The sequence below is a fragment of the Amycolatopsis melonis genome (assembly GCF_040064235.1).
Lineage (GTDB): Bacteria > Actinomycetota > Actinomycetes > Mycobacteriales > Pseudonocardiaceae > Amycolatopsis > Amycolatopsis melonis.
The window spans coordinates 361,871-376,843 of record NZ_JBDZYD010000004.1 but is presented as its reverse complement, the minus strand read 5'-3'; the positions used below and the strand labels follow the sequence as shown (position 1 = coordinate 376,843).

At 71.2% G+C, this 14,973-nt stretch carries 12 protein-coding genes; 5 read left to right on the top strand and 7 right to left on the bottom strand.

The features are described from left to right. Positions 1–109: 109 nt before the first annotated feature. Positions 110–811: an NAD(P)-dependent oxidoreductase gene (locus ABJI51_RS12675; RefSeq protein WP_348950365.1), complete on the bottom strand. Its 702-nt coding sequence runs from the start codon at positions 809–811 to the stop codon at positions 110–112. Between the two features lie 94 nt (positions 812–905). Here ABJI51_RS12675 and ABJI51_RS12670 point away from each other — a divergent pair, with 94 nt between their 5' ends. Then, the gene (locus ABJI51_RS12670; RefSeq protein WP_348950364.1) at positions 906–1,628 is read left to right on the top strand and encodes a TetR/AcrR family transcriptional regulator; all 723 of its coding nucleotides are present in this window, start codon (positions 906–908) and stop codon (positions 1,626–1,628) included. Here the strand turns inward: ABJI51_RS12670 and ABJI51_RS12665 are convergent. Beyond that, complete coding sequence (locus ABJI51_RS12665; RefSeq protein WP_348950362.1) at positions 1,603–2,172, bottom strand: helix-turn-helix domain-containing protein; 570 nt, start codon at positions 2,170–2,172, stop codon at positions 1,603–1,605. The genes ABJI51_RS12670 and ABJI51_RS12665 overlap by 26 nt on opposite strands. 18 nt (positions 2,173–2,190) lie before the next feature. On the opposite strand from ABJI51_RS12665, the gene ABJI51_RS12660 reads away from it, so the two are divergent. Continuing rightward, entirely contained in the window at positions 2,191–2,688 is a 498-nt protein-coding gene (locus ABJI51_RS12660; protein ID WP_348950360.1) for a GNAT family N-acetyltransferase, read from the top strand. A gap of 51 nt (positions 2,689–2,739) precedes the next feature. On the opposite strand, the gene ABJI51_RS12655 is transcribed toward ABJI51_RS12660, so the two are convergent. Together ABJI51_RS12655 and ABJI51_RS12650 are read right to left on the bottom strand one after the other, a co-directional pair. Next, positions 2,740–4,284: an alpha-L-arabinofuranosidase B gene (locus ABJI51_RS12655; protein ID WP_348950358.1), complete on the bottom strand. Its 1,545-nt coding sequence runs from the start codon at positions 4,282–4,284 to the stop codon at positions 2,740–2,742. Positions 4,285–4,463: 179 nt separating this feature from the next. After that, on the bottom strand, positions 4,464–5,051 hold the full coding sequence (locus tag ABJI51_RS12650) for a helix-turn-helix domain-containing protein (protein ID WP_348950356.1): 588 nt from the start codon (positions 5,049–5,051) through the stop codon (positions 4,464–4,466). A 77-nt stretch (positions 5,052–5,128) separates the two neighbouring features. On the opposite strand from ABJI51_RS12650, the gene ABJI51_RS12645 reads away from it, so the two are divergent. Next, positions 5,129–6,070 (top strand): NAD(P)/FAD-dependent oxidoreductase, encoded by a 942-nt coding sequence (locus ABJI51_RS12645; RefSeq protein ID WP_348950354.1) that lies wholly within the window; start codon positions 5,129–5,131, stop codon positions 6,068–6,070. An 87-nt stretch (positions 6,071–6,157) separates the two neighbouring features. Here ABJI51_RS12645 and ABJI51_RS12640 read toward each other — a convergent pair whose 3' ends face one another. Further along, positions 6,158–7,054 (bottom strand): NAD-dependent protein deacetylase, encoded by an 897-nt coding sequence (locus tag ABJI51_RS12640; protein ID WP_348950352.1) that lies wholly within the window; start codon positions 7,052–7,054, stop codon positions 6,158–6,160. Continuing rightward, positions 7,054–7,956, bottom strand: a complete 903-nt coding sequence (locus ABJI51_RS12635; RefSeq protein WP_348950350.1) for a bifunctional helix-turn-helix transcriptional regulator/GNAT family N-acetyltransferase — start codon at positions 7,954–7,956, stop codon at positions 7,054–7,056. Before ABJI51_RS12635 ends, ABJI51_RS12640 begins: the two co-directional genes overlap by 1 nt. Positions 7,957–8,092: 136 nt before the next feature. Here ABJI51_RS12635 and ABJI51_RS12630 point away from each other — a divergent pair, with 136 nt between their 5' ends. Continuing rightward, positions 8,093–10,216, top strand: coding sequence for an ATP-binding protein (locus ABJI51_RS12630; protein ID WP_348950348.1), 2,124 nt, complete (start codon positions 8,093–8,095; stop codon positions 10,214–10,216). A gap of 1 nt (position 10,217) precedes the next feature. Here the strand turns inward: ABJI51_RS12630 and ABJI51_RS12625 are convergent, their stop codons facing one another. Beyond that, positions 10,218–11,309: a HesA/MoeB/ThiF family protein gene (locus ABJI51_RS12625; protein WP_348950346.1), complete on the bottom strand. Its 1,092-nt coding sequence runs from the start codon at positions 11,307–11,309 to the stop codon at positions 10,218–10,220. A 421-nt stretch (positions 11,310–11,730) separates the two neighbouring features. On the opposite strand from ABJI51_RS12625, the gene ABJI51_RS12620 reads away from it, so the two are divergent. Continuing rightward, positions 11,731–14,712, top strand: coding sequence for an AfsR/SARP family transcriptional regulator (locus tag ABJI51_RS12620; protein ID WP_348950345.1), 2,982 nt, complete (start codon positions 11,731–11,733; stop codon positions 14,710–14,712). Positions 14,713–14,973: the final 261 nt, after the last annotated feature.

Genomic DNA, 14,973 nt, shown 5'->3' with positions numbered 1-14,973 from the left:
CTCATTCAAGACGCCCGGCCCGGTGACCGTATCTGCCGCCGGTCCGCGGTGGTGAGTGGTAATTCGCGTTAGACCCCGAATTACCACTCACGACAAGCCGCGGCAGACCCTAGTAACCGATGGTGAAGCGGCGCTGAACGAACCGCGGCAGCTCCACCTCGTCGATCAGCGCGACCGCCGCGTCCTCGACGGAGATGCGGCTGCGGCCCTCGGCGTCGAGGACCGGCTGGTCGCCGCCGATCCGGAACCGGCCCGTTCGTTCGCCCGGCGCGATTTCCTCCGCCGGGCTGAAGTAGGTCCACAGCCGGTTGGACGTGCGCAGGACGTTCAGCGCGTCGCGGTGGCCGCGCACCGCCGCCGCGTACTCGCGCGGCAGTCCCAGCGCGTCGAGGGATTCGTGGAGCAGGTGGTCGTGGTCGGCGCGGACGACACCCGGCTCGACCTCCAGGCTGCCCGCCCCGCCGATGACGATCAGCCGCGTCCGCGGGTGCCCGTGCAGTGCTTCCAGGAGTGCCCGGGCCGCCTGCGCGTACACCGACGGGTCGGCGATCGAGCGGTGCACGGTGTCCTGGAAGTCGACCGAGGCGTTGCCCGGCTGGAATCCGCTGATCAGCACGTCCAGCCCGGGCAGGACGGCGGCGACGCTGCCGGCGTCGAGCACGTCGACGCTGCGCCAGGTCACCTCCGGCCGGTCGTCGGTGACGCGGGTGGCGTTCCGGCTGAAGGCCGTCACCCAGTGCCCGCGGGCCAGTGCCTCGTCGAGGACGCGGCGGCCGATCGTGCCGGTCGCGCCGATGATTCCGATGTGCATGTCGCTCCCTCAGTAGCCGTGTACTTCACGGCATGCGGTAACTATACGGCGTGAAGTAAAGATACGGCGTCCCCGGGTCGGTATGATCCAGGACGTGGGAAGCGCGACGACGAGCCGCCGGGCACGGCTGCGGACCGAGACGACGGCGGAAATCAAGCGCGTCGCCCTCGAACTGATGGCCTCGGGCGGGCCCGGCTCGATCACGCTGCGCGCGATCGCCCGCGAAATGGGCATGACGGCCAACGCGATCTACGGCTACTTCGCCACCCGCGACGACCTGCTCACCGCCCTCATCAAGGACGTCTACACCGAACTGGCAGACACCCTGGAAGCAGCACGCGACGCGCTCCCGGAGGCCGACGCGGCCGGCCGCATCCTGGCGTGGGCGCACGCCTTCCGCGACTGGGCACTGGCTCACCCGCAGGGTTTCCGGCTGATCTACGGCGACCCGGTCCCCGGCTACCAGGCACCCGAGGGCGGCGCGGCACCGGAGGCCGAGCACCGCGTCTGCGCGGGCCTGACGGGCTTGGCCGCGGGCGCGTGGCCGGAGGCGTCGGGCCGCTACACCGACGACAGCTTCGACTGGACGGACTTCGACGAGAAGCTGGCCGGCGAAGTGCGCGCGGAGTTCCCGGGCCTGCCCCCGGCGGCCGTCGCGCTCGCCCTGCGGATCTGGGGACACCTGCACGGGCTGGTCTCGCTCGAGGTGCTCGGGCACCTGCGGGCCCAGACGACCAATCCCGCCAAGCTGTACCGCAACGAGATCGCGCGGCTGATCTCGTCGCTGGGCCTCACCCCGCCGCCCGCGACCGCATGACGAGCGCGGCAACGTAGTACACGCACGGCTTTGCGCCGCGGTTGGCGTAGGAATGCTCGACGTCGGCCGGGAAATAGAGCGAATCCCCCGCGTCGAGCCGGTATTCGGTGTCGCCGACCCCCAGGTGCACCGTCCCCGACTCGACGGCGACGAACTCGTGGGAGCCGGGCGCATAGGCGGGGAAGCTGCCGGCGTCACAGCCGGGCGGCAGAGTCGTCCGGATCCATTCGAAGTTGACACCGGGGACGACGGGGGTGAGCACAGTCCGGTGCCACCCTCCGGGTTCGGCAATGTGCTCCTGCTCGGCAGCGCGACGCAGGATGACGCGGTCGGCTTCAAGTCCGGCGAGCAGCCGCGAGAGAGACAGACCCAGGCCGTCGGCAATCCGCGAGAGAACGACGACCGTCGGTGTCTTCTCGCCGCGTTCGATGGCCGACAGCATGCTGACACTGACCCCCGCATCCTTCGCGAGAGCGCTGAGCGCCAGCCTGCGGCTCGCCCGCAGCTCGTGCAGACGGCGGCCGAGGAGGACCGGATCGATCATTCCTCTATAATAGCGACCATGTCCACTATAGAGGAAATCCGGCCGGCGACGGAAGCCGACGCGGAAGGCATCGCGGCCGTCTTCGCCCCGTATGCCACAGATTCCGTCGTCACGTTCGAGACGGCGCCGCTGTCGCCGGACCAGTGGCGGGCGAAGATCCGGGAGAGCGAGCTGCCGTTCCTGGTCCTGGACCGCGACGGGGAGATCCTCGGCTACGCGCTGGCGGCACCGTGGCGTCCCAAACCGGCATACCGGTTCTCGGCGGAGACGACGATCTACCTGTCCCCGACGGCGACGGGCCGCGGCCACGGCCGCCGTCTGCTGGACGAGCTGCTGAAGCGCTGCGCGGAAGCGGGAGTACGGCAGGCGATCGCGGTGATCGTGGACTCGGGCAACCCGGCCTCCCGTAACCTCCACCGGGCGGCGGGGTTTGCCGATGCGGGAGTGCTGCGCCGCGTCGGCTTCAAGCACGACCGGTGGCTCGACACCCTGCTGATGCAGCGGGAACTGGGGTGAATCGGAAAGCCGGTCACGCACCACGGAACGCAGTGCGTGACCGGCCGGAAATCAGGACGCCCAGGGAGCGCTGACCACCCAGCTGACGTCGTCGTTGTACGCGTTCGCGCTGTCGAACGTGTTCGGGCCGCCGTCCGCCGCGATGTACACGATGTTGTTGTAGTGGCGGACCAGCCGGTCGGAATAGTTCACCGACCGCAGGGAGGTTCCCTGCCCGCTTCTGCCTGCCTCCGGGCAGAACGTCGCGTCCTGGGCGAACAGCGAACTTCCGTCGTTGGCCTGCAAATGCAGCTGGTAGTTCTGGTGCCGCAGGTACTGCCCGGCCGTGTTCCTCGACTCGAACGAGACGCAGCTGCTGTTCGACAGCCCGGCCCGCACGGTCCAGGACGCGTTGCCCTTCTCCGTCGCGGAACTGGCGCTGTTCACCACCGCAGTGTCCACTGTGGAGCCGGTGTGGTGCATGTAGCGGTCGGTGCAGCACGCCGTGGTGGCCCGCAGCGAGACGGTCGAACCGGGCGTCAGGCCGGCTCCCGCGGGAACGGTGGCGTACCCGGCCGCGGCGATGTTGCCCTGCACCGCGTTTTCTGTTGCATCAGAAGGATAACCGGACGTCATCACGCCTTCGTAGAAGGTGCCGCGGGCGCCGACGCTGTTGTCGCCGCCGATGCCCAGGATGATCGCGCCTTCCTTCTTCATCGGGTTGTAGCCCGCCACGTTCGGGCGCACGCCGTCGTAGAACGTCGACACGCCGCCGGATTGGGCGTTGCCGCCGCGGATGGCCCAGTGGTTGGGCCCGCCCTTGATGATCGCGGTCAGGAACCGGTGGCTGATGCTCGGGTCGTTGGCGTTGTAGCGCTGGTTCACCCCGGAGAACAGGCCGTTTTCCAGGTCCGCCATGATCCACGGACCGTTGCCGGCACCGTAACCCCAGGTCTTGCTGTTGCCGAAGTAGATGGCCTCCATCGTGCCGTTGCCGTTGTCGCGGCTGTTGCGCTCGGCATTGCCGTAGTCGAAACAACAGCCGCCGTTGTAGTGCGTGCCGTCGAAAATGGCGTACATGCCTTCGGGCTGGTCGCCGGTGGCGACGCCGTTGGTGTTGTTGTTGCGGTAGCCCGTACCCGGCGCGATGTAGACGCCGTAGGCCTTGTGGCCGCCGACGGTGATCGGCGCCGCGGTGGCATTGGCCAGGTTGTCGTACCCGCCCGCGGCCGGGCCGTTGAACCCGCCCGGCGGCGCCTGCGTGAGCCGGTTGTTGCGGCCCGACTGGTCGTAGATGATGGTGATCAGGCAGCTGGTCCCGGCGCAGAACGAGTCCTGCGCCGCCGCGTCGGCGACCCCGCCCGCGGTCAGCGGGGCGATGTCGCGGGTGGCGTTGTCCGAAGCGCGCCGGACCTGGTAGAGCGGGCCGGTGTAGGCGCCGTACAACGCCCTCGTGGTGCTGTGCGCGGCCACGCACGGCGTGCCGCCTGCCGCATAGATGTCGCACGGCCCCTGCGTGGCGGCCTGCGAAACTCCCCCGTTTATCAGGAGTCCTGCGACGAGCGTGCCGACCGAGAAAACTGCCGCGGCCAGTGCCGATCTCGACTGTCGTGCCATGTTGATCTCCCGCCTGCGTCCGGGATTACCAAGGTGTCGGGCCGACGATTGTGAGCGCTAACATAGCGCCCGGTTTACACGGACGCAACGGGCAGTTTTCCTCGCCGGGCAGTCCGATTTGCCCGGATTTTTCCCTCTATTGTGGACGCGTCCGAAGTGGACGCTCGGAGAAAGCGCCTTCAGGACCGGGACTTCGCGCGCAGGTGCAGCCGCTCCCCCTGCTTCCCGAACAGGCTGAGGATCTCGGCGGGCCTGCCGACCGCGCCGAACCAGTGCGGCAGCCGGGTGTCGAACTCCGCCGCCTCGCCGGGCCCCAGGATCATGTCGCGGTCGGCGAGGATCAGCCGCAGCCGCCCCGACAGCACGTACAGCCACTCGTAGCCCTCGTGCACCTGAGGTTCCGGCTCGCCCGGGTCCGGGTCGAGGATCATCTTGAACGCCTGCGGCGCGCCGGGCTGGCGGGTCAGCGGGAGCACCGTCATCGACGTGCCGTTGTGCCGCGGGATGCGGCGGGCGGTCAGCCGCACGCGCGGGTCGCCGACCTCCGGGGCGCCGACCAGCTCGTCGAGCGGCACCTGGTGGGCCTGGGCGATCGGCAGCAGCAGCTCCAGGCTCGGCTTCCGCTGGCCGGACTCCAGCCGCGACAGCGTGCTCTTCGAGATGCCGGTGGCCGCCGACAGGTCGGCCAGCGTGACCCGCCGCTGCGTGCGGACCCGCTTGAGGCGCGGGCCGACCTCGGCGAGTGCCTGGGTGATCGCGTCCGTCATGCTCCCAGGAAACCCGCTTTTCCCGGAAACGGCAACATTGATTGTCGGATCCGCGAAGCCTGGTTCATGGTGGCGGCATGAGCGAACACAACGACTTCGACGTCCTGGTGGTGGGTGGCGGCGCGGCGGGTCTCAGCGCCGCCCTGATGCTGGGCCGGGCCCGGCGGCGCGTCGCCGTCGTCGACGCCCGGGCCCCGCGCAACGCCCCGGCGTCGCACATGCACGGCTTCCTGTCCCGCGACGGCCTGCCGCCGTCCGACCTGCTGAAGATCGGCCGCGAGGAGCTGCGCGGCTACGGCGTGGAGCTCCTCGAAGACAGCGTGACGCGGCTCGAACCGGGCTTCACCGCGCGGCTGGCGAGCGGACGGCAGCTGAGCGCCCGCCGGGTGCTCGTCGCGACCGGCGTCCACGACGACCTGCCGGACATCCCGGGCCTGCGGGAAAGCTGGGGCACCGACGCGGTCACCTGCCCGTACTGCCACGGCTACGAGGTGCGCGACCAGCCGCTCGGCGTGCTCGGCACGGAGGCCGGGAGCGTCGAGCACGCGCTGCTGGTGCGCCAGTGGTCGCCGGACGTCGTCTACTTCGCCCACACGGCCCCACTGTCCGAAGAGGACCGTGCACGGCTCGACGCGCGCGGAATCCGGGTCGTCGAAGGAACAGTGACCGCCCTGCGGCGCGAAGACGGCCACCTCACCGGCGTCGAAATCGGCGACCGGTTCGTGCCGCGGACGGCGCTGTTCCTGCGCACCCGGACCGTGCCGCACGACGAGCTGCTGCGCGCGCTCGGCTACGAGGAAGGCAGCACCGACGCGACCGGGAGGACGAACGTGCCGGGCGTGTGGGCCGCGGGCAACGTGATCGACGCGCGCGCAACCGTGATCATCGCCGCGGCCCAGGGCGCGGCCGCCGCGGGCGCGCTCAACCACGACCTGGTCGCCGAGGACACCCAGCGGGCAGTGGACGCGTTCGCCGGTTTCACCCCGGCGGCCGAGCGCGCGGTGGCCGGAGCGCACTGACGAGTGGTCTGCCGCGGCTTGTCGTGAGTGGCAATGAGGGTTCTAACCCGAATTACCGCTCACGACAGCCGCGGCAGACTGGGCTGCTCACGCGGTGCGGCCGCGATCCGCGCAGCCAAGGCGGGCCGCCAGCTCGGTGAGGGCCTGCCCCAGCGGCCGGTCCACCCGGACCGCCGCGTGGCGGTCGCCGCGGGTTTCGCCGCGGTTGACGATCAGCACCGGCTTGCCCGCGGCCGCCGCGTGGCGGACGAACCGGAGCCCGGACATCACCGTCAGGGACGAACCGAGCACCAGCAGCGCCGCGGCGTCGTCGACCAGCCGGTAGCACTGCTCGACCCGCGGCCGCGGCACGTTCTCGCCGAAGAACACGACGTCCGGCTTGAGGACGCCGCCGCAGTCCGCGCACGGCACCGTGGTGAACCGGCGCACGACCTCGGCGGGCAGCTCGACGTCGCCGTCCGGGTTGATCCGCGTGGCCTCCGCGGCGAACCCCGGGTTGGCCGCCCGCAGCCGTCGGTCCAGCTCGGCACGCGGGCTGGTGCGGCGGCAGTCCAGGCAGATCACGCGGTCGAGGCTGCCGTGCAGCTCGATCGCGTCCGTGGTGCCCGCCGCCTGGTGCAGGCCGTCGACGTTCTGGGTGACGACGCCGCGGACGTACCCGGCTTCGCCCAGCGCGGCGACCGCGCGGTGGCCGTCGTTCGGGGCGGCGCGGGCGATCGTGCGCCAGCCGAGGTGGCTGCGCGCCCAGTACCGCTGCCGCCCCTCGGCGCTGGTGACGAACTCGTCGTAGGTCATCGGCGTGTGGCGGCGCAGGCTGCCGGTCTCGCCGCGGTAGTCGGGGATGCCGGACTCGGTGGACAGCCCGGCCCCGCTGAGCACGGCGACCCGGCCGCGCGCGACGACGCCGGTCAGCTCGTCGAGGCTCGACGTCCGCGGCAGCGGGGCCTCGGCCGACGTCCAGGACAGGGTGGGTCGGGTCCGCACTAGGCCAGGGTACGGGCTGCGGGCAGGTGCTTCTCGAACCAGTGCTGGGCGTAGGGCTCGTCGTTGAACGCCGGGACCTCGCGGTAGCCCGCGGCCCGGTAGAGCCCGATCGCCTCGGTGAGCGCGTGGTTGGTTTCCAGCCGCAGGGTCCGCACGCCCCGCCGGGCCGCGTGCGCCTCCAGCTCGCCCAGCAGCCGGCGGCCCAGCCCGAGCCCCCGCGCCGACGGCGCCACCCACATCCGCTTGACCTCCGCGGGCGCGTCCTCGTGGAACTTCACCGCCCCGCAGCCGACGGGCTCACCGTGCAGGGTGGCCACGAGCAGGACGCCCGCGGGCGGCGTCAGCTCGGCATCGGCCGCGGAAATGCTGCGCCGCGGGTCGAAGCCGCCGTCGAACCGCCCGGCCAGCTCGGCAAAGTAGGCACGCAGGCAGAACCGGGCATCCGGATGCCCGGGCGGCCGCGGCGAGACGTCGACCGCGGACGCGGTCAGCAGGCGTTCGACCTCGCCCATCGCGGCGACGAGCCGGGTGCGCTGCCCGTCGGACAGCGGCGCGAGAACGGCAGCGGCGGCGTCATCGGACAGCCGGTCGAGAACGGCCCGTTCGGCCAGCCCGGCCTCGGTGAGCCGCGCGGTCCGCACCCGCCCGTCGGCCCCGCTGCGCTCGACCCGCACGAGCCCGTCCTGCTCCAGCGCACGCAGCAGCCGGCTCAGGTAGCCGGAGTCGAGTTCCAGGTGTGCACGCAGCTCGCGGACATCCCGCCCGGCGACGCCGATTTCCCACAGCACCCGCGCCTGCCCCAGCGGCCGGGTGCGAGCGAGGAAGGCGTCCTGGAGCACGCCGGTGCGCAGGGTCACCGTCCGGTTGAACCGCCGGACGGTGTCGACCAGGTTCCGGTCCATTCCCTGACTATAGTCAGAGATTCCGCGATCGCATCCGGGTGACGCTGGGCGTTGTCCCTTTCACATTCCGCACACCCGCCCGATGGTTTGCGGTAGACCGGAAGTTCGACTGGTGGGCTGCGGGCTGGGGAACGCGATGGCCGACGAACCGGAGCACGGCGCGAGATCGGTGACGAACCAGCTGCCGGGCACGGTCGCCGGTTCGGTGGTGCAGGCGGGCTCGATCGGGCAGGTCGTCCTCGCCCCGCGGCGGCAGGACCTGCCGGTCCCCCGCCAGCTGCCGCCTGCCGTACGCGACTTCGCCGGCCGCGACGGCCAGCTCGCCCGGCTGGACGACCTGCTGCTCGGCCGTCCGGACGCCATGGTGATCGCCGCGCTCGACGGCACCGCGGGCGTCGGGAAGACGACGCTGGCCGTGCAGTGGGCGCACCGCGTCGAACGCCACTTCCCCGACGGCACGCTGTTCACCGACCTGCGCGGCTACGGCCCCAGCGCGCCCGTGCGGCCGGAGCTGGTGCTCGCGTCGTTCCTCCACGTCCTGGGCGTCGAGGAGGACCGGATCCCCGCCGAGCTGGACGCCCAGATCAGCGTGTACCGCTCGGTGCTCGCCGGACGCCGGGTGCTGATCCTGCTGGACAACGCGGGCACCGCCGAGCAGGTCCGGCCCCTGCTGCCGGGCACGCCCGGCTGCGTCGTGCTGGTCACCAGCCGGGCGAGCCTGACCGGGCTGCTCGTCGCCGAAGCGGCCAGCCAGCTGACCCTCGACCTGTTCACCCCGGCGGAAGCCCACGCCCTGCTCCGGACGGTCCTCGGGGCCGACCGGGTCGCCGCCGAACCCGAAGCCGTCGCCGGCCTCGTCGAGGTCTGCGCCCGGCTGCCGCTGGCGCTGCGGATCGCCGCCACCCGCGTCGCCACCCGCCGCCACACCAGCGTCGCCGACGTCGTGGCGGACATCGAGAGCGAGCAGAACAGGCTGGATGTGTTGAGCAGCAGCGGAGACGAACGCAGTGCCGTGCGGAGCGTGTTCGACTGGTCGTACACGCGGCTGTCGGGCGAACACGCGGACCTGTTCCGGCGGCTGGGCCTGCATCCCGGTGCCGAGCTGGGCGTGCCCGCCGCCGCGGCGGTCGCCGGGATCGACGTCGCCACCGCCTACCGGCTGCTGGAAGCACTGGCCGACATGCACCTGATCGAGTCCGTCGGCGGCCGGCGCTACCGGTTCCACGACCTGCTGCACGCCTATGCGGCGCACCGCGCCGAACGCGACGACGACGCGGACAGCCGCCGGGCCGCCCTGACCCGGCTCGTCACGTGGTACGCGCGCACTGCCCAGGCCGCCGACCGGCTGGTCTTCCCCGGCCTCGAGCAGCCGGACATCGACCTGCCAGCGGCCGGACCCGACCTGCCGCTGGCCGATCGCGCCGAGGCGCTCGCCTGGCTGACCACCGAGCAGGCGAACCTCCTGGCCGTGCTGCGCGTGGCCACCGAACCCGAGGCCGCCGTGGCCCTGGCCGCCGCCGCGCGGTTCCTCAGCCTCCGGGAACGCGGCTTGTGGCCGCTGCGGCTGGAAGCCGAAACCCTCGGGCTCGCCGCGGCGTCCGGAAACCGCGCTGCGGAGGCGTTCCTGCTCGGCTTCCGGGGCGACACCCTCGCCGATCTGGGGCGCTGGGACGACGCCGAGGCCGACTTCACCCGGCTGCTCGCCCTGGCGCGGGAACTCGGCGACGTCGTCCGGCAGCGGGTGGCGCTGGTGGGCCTGGGACAGCTCCGCTTCCTCCAGGAGCGCTACCCGGAGGCACGCGACTTCTATCTCCGGGCCCTGCCGCCGGCCCGGCAGGCGGGCGGCCGTCCGGAAGCCGTCGTCGAGTGCAATCTCAGCCGGATCAGCGTCCGCCTCGGCGAATTCGGGCAAGCCCTCGCGCACGCCCAACGGGAACTCGCGCTGCGCCGGGAGACCGACGACCGCGTCGGCGAGGCCTATGCCCTGTGCGACGTAGCCGTGGCGTGGCAAGGACTGGGTGACCACGACACGGCGATCGAGCACGCGAACCAGGCCATCGCGTTGTACCGGACCCTCGCCGGCACCGAAGCGCTGCTCGCCGAGGCTCTCGAGACGGTGGCCGTCTCCCTCGAACGGACCGGCAACGCCCCCGCCGCCGTGGAGCGCCTGACCGAAGCCGGTGCACTGCTCGAGAACCTCGACGCGGACCGGGCCGAAACCCTCCGCGCCCGGGCGCGGGACCTGACGTCCCGGGAGTGACTCACCCGCAGACCGGGCAGTCGGCCCGAGGCGACTCCGGGCCGAGCGCGAAGCTGTCCTGCAGGGTGACGAGGTTGAAGCCGAACTCGCAGTTGGTGCGCAGCGCGGGCGCGCCGGTGAGCAGGCTCAGCGTGGCGTGTGCGGCCAGCTGGCCGGCGATCCCGGCCGACACGGCATTGGCCGCGTGGTGGCGGACCTTTCCGGCCGCGGCCGGGAACGTCCGCGGCGGCAGCCCGGCCCGGCGTTCGCGTTCGGCGACACGGGCGCACTCGTGGCAGGGGCCGGTCCCCGGCCGGTACAGCCCGCAGCTGACCTGGGGGCCGTGGTAGCCGCCGTGCACCCACGCGGTCCCGGTCGCCACGCACGCGCGGTTGGCCCACGCCCGGATCTCGCCGGGCTGGTCGGCGGCCAGTAGCAGGACGTCGAAGCCGGTCGCGAGCCGCTGCAGCACCGCGGGACCGTCGACGTGGAGCCGTTCGCCGGTGACCCGGACCTCGCCGTTGTGCGCGCGCAGGCGGTCGACCGCGGCCTCGACCTTGGGACGGCCGAGGTCCCGTTCGGTGAACAGGATCTGCCGGTTGAGGTTGGACAGCTCGACGACGTCGGGCTCGACGCAGTGCACGTGCCCGACCCCGGACACCACCAGCGTCTGGGCGGCGGTGCAACCGACCCCGCCGACACCGACCACCACGACCCTGGCCGCGCGCAGCAGCAGCTGCGTGTCCCAGCTCGTGCGGCGCGGCGTGCGGTCCATCCAGCGGAACAGCGCCCTGCTCCGCCCGTAGCGTTCGCGCTCGGCGGCGGTGAGCCCGGCGGGGTCCGGCGCACCGGCGTCTTCGGCGTATCCGGCGCGGACCAGGTCGCCGATGGCCGCCCGGACGTCGTCGGGAGTTCTGGCGGGGTGGCGGCGGACCAGGTCGGCGACGACCTGGTCCGTGGTCCGCGAACCGTCGAGCAGCTCGAGCAGCGTCCACACCCAGCCGTCGGGATCGGCGATGTCGGCGGCGATGCCCGCGACGATGCCCCCGATCCGGATGCGGTCGGCACCGTGGCGGACCGGGAGGTGCTCGGGCTTGATGGCAGGACGCTGCACGGCTGTTCCTCCTCGTTAGCTCGACTGGGTGGGGTTGCAGAAGGCCGGTTCACGGTCCGCTTCACTGAATTCGATCATGCTGTCGCACCTCCTTTCCGGTCTGCGCACGGAGAACCGCGAGCTTCGCCGGCAGGCAGCCGTACCGGTGATTCGTCATCGTGCTCCGCTCGTTCGGTGCTCGAACTGGACACCGGAAGCATGAAAGCCGCGACGGTCAATGCCGTGTCCGTCGCGCAGTCAACCGCGCGACAGCGGCCTGTCGAACGTGACAAATCAATGTCAGCACAGGTCACAGCGGTGGCGCGGGCGCACGGGCGAATGCGAGACTCGGAATGGGCGAGGAAGATCAGCGATCCCGGGAGGGGGGAAAGCTGGCGGGATGGAGATCGCATTCGGAATTCTCGGGCAGACTACCATGCGAATGCACGGTCGTTTGACCACCGGCTGGGGCTCCGCCAGCCTGCGCAAGGTGCTGGCCGTGCTGCTCACGGATCCCCAGGCACGCATGGACATGACCCGGCTGGTGGACTGGGTGTGGCCGGTCGACGAACCGGCGCCGAACGACCCGGTTTCCACGTTCCGCACCTACGCCGCGCGCATCGGCAAGGCGATGCGCGAAGCGGGTGTTCCGGCGACTCTCCGCACGATCGACGGCGCATTGCGGCTCGACGTCGAACGGTCCGCAATCGACTATTTCACCTTCGAAAACCTGATCGGCACGGCACGCAGCCACAGCCGGGAAAACGACCACGAAACGGCGCTGGAAATGGCGTCCGCGGCACTCGGCCTGTGGCAGGGCCAGCCGCTCGCGGACCTGACCTCCCAGCGCGCCCAAGACTGGCGTTATTCGGTGGTGAACAATGTCTGGCTGCCGGCGAACCAGCTGCTGCTGGGCGAGCTGATCGCCCTCGGCCGGTTCGACACCGCGTTGCAGAAGCTCGACAAGCTCCAGCGCGAGCACCGGACCGACATCGGGCTGGCCCGCCGTCGCCTGCACGTGCTGCGCGAACTCGGCCGCACCGACGACATGGGTGCCTACCACCTGTCGGTCCGCAGGCTGCTCCTCGCCGACGACGACCAGGCCGCGGCCGCGGATTTGCTCGCCTACTACAACTCGCTGGCGAGCAAGACACCGGCGACCCGGGGCGCGCGGAGCGCGGCCGAGCGGCTGGCCTCGCTTCCCCGGCCCCGGCCGCCCTCGGACCCGCCCCGCAGCCTGCTGCCGGCACCGGCCCCGCGCGGGCGGTCGCTGCTGCCGCCTGCCGCGTCCGGTTTCGTCGGCCACCACGATCTGCTCAGGACGCTCGACGACCTCGCCCGCAGCGCCGACGGCCGGTTCCGCCCCGGCGTGATCGTGCTGGACGGCCTGGCGGGCATCGGGAAGACGGCGCTGGCGGTGCACTGGGCGCACCGGCAGTACGGCAGGCTGGTCGACACGGCGTTGTATCTCGACCTGCACGGCTTCGACGGCGGACGTCCGGTCAAGGCCGACGACGTGGTCGACGAGCTGCTCGACGCGTTCGAAGTACCGATCGCCCGCCTGCCGACCCGCGCCCGGCGGGAAGCGAAGCTGCGCGAGCTCCTCGCCCAGACGCGCACGCTGGTGGTGCTCGACAACGCGGCGAACTCGGCGCACGTGCTGCCGTTGCTGTTCACGCTCTCCCCGTGCCTGCTGCTGGTGACGAGCCGCCTGGGGCTGACGGCGCTGGCCAGCCGCCACGGCGCGCGGCGCTGCTCGGTCACCCCGCTCAACGAGCCGCACGCGGTCGCCATCCTGACCAGCCGCATCGGTGCCCGCGACGCGCGGGAACAGGAGCCGCTGGCGCGGATCACGGAGTTGTGCGGCGGGGTTCCCCTGGCACTGCAGCTGGTGGCCCACCACATCGAAAGCCGCCACGGAATGGCGCTGACGGAGTTCGCCGACGAGCTGCGCGACCAGGGCAGGCTGCTGGACATCGGCGACGACGGCGACGATCCGCCGTCGAACATGCGGGCCGCGCTTCTGGTCACCTACAACGCACTTCCGCCCGAGGCCGGCAACCTGCTGCGGCTGATCGGCCTGTCCCCGATGCCGGAGCTGACACTGCACGCGGCCGCCGCACTGGCCGGCCTGCCTCCGAAGGAGGTCCAGCACGCGCTCGACGTGTTGGTCAGCACGCATTTCCTGACCCACACGGGCAATCGCGGGCGGTACCGGGTCCACGACCTGCTGCGGACTTTCGCCCGCGACCTGGCAGAGCGCCCCGAGTACGCCGTCGCCCGCGAGGAAGCCGAGCGCAGGCTCCTGTCGTTCTATCTGCACACGGGTTTCGCCGCCGACCGGCTGCTGTTCCCGTTCCGGCCGGCGGTGCCGATGCTCCCGGCGGAGCACGGAATTCCGTCGATCGAGTTCTCGTCGGAAAGCGCTGCCGCGAACTGGCTGCTGGAGGAGAAGGGCAATTTCGACCGTCTCGTTCCATGGGCCGCACAGCGTGGCTATCACGAATACTCCTGGCGCATCCCGCATACTCTCTACGGCATTTACCGCAGGTATGGTTTCTACGGCGAACTGCGCGACGCCTACGGCGTTTCGATAAACTCCCTCCAATCGGTGAACGACCTCGAATCGGAGGGAGCGTCCAGGAGTGACCTGGGTGCCATTCATTTCGCGCTGGGCGACTGGGAAGCAGGATTGCAGGAACTGCACCTCGCGGCCGCCATCGCCCAGAAAACGCACAGTGCCATCGGAATAGCCACGTCCCTGTTGCACCTGGGCACCTACGAGGCCCAGGCCGGCCACCTGGACGCGGCGGAGGAACTGTACCGGCGTGCACTCGACCGGATCGCCGCCACGGCCGGCGCGGGGACCGAGTCCGCCATCCTGCACCGGCTCGCCGGAACCCTGCGCAGCCGCGGACGCCACGGCGAAGCACTGGCGCTGTACAGCCAGGCGTTGAACCTGCGGGAGACGATCGGCAACCGGCACGGCCAAGCCGACACGCTGGCCGAGATGGCCGCAACGCTGTGCGAGCAGTACCAGTACGAGGACGCGCAGCACTACGGCGAGCGCGCGCTGGTGATCATCGAGCAGATCAACGACATCGAGGTCGGCCCACGAGCCTGCTGCGTACTGGCCAAGGTGCACCACAGGCAGTCCCACCACCCGGCGGCGATCGGCTACGCGCGCCAAGCGGTCCGGCTGGCCATGCGCAACCACAGCGCCGAGGTCGAGGCAGAGGCCTTGGACATACTCGGCCACGCATTGCACGAAACGGGCCGCCGAGCGGCCGCCGAGGAGGGCTGGCTCATCGCCGCGGCGATTTATGCCGACCTGGGGAACGCCGACGGTGAGCGGCACGTTCGCGAGGACTTGGTCCTTCTTTCGGGTGACGCCGAGAGCACGGTCGACAATACTCGCCGGTAACGTGAAACCTACTCCGGTTCATACACGACCCGGGCGCGCCGCAGCATGCTACCCGCGAGTACATATCACCCGTTAGGGTTTACGAACGCCCAAGGCAGAGTGAGCGCACCCGAATCGAGGACATGGGACACACGGTGTGTTTGGGACCCCCAAACGAGGCCGCCATCGAAGCCCGGATAGTGTGATCCACACGACCCCCACCCGGGCCGTAAGAACCGAACCGCGCCACCGCGCGAGAGGCCGCCTCGAGACGTCCCCTGA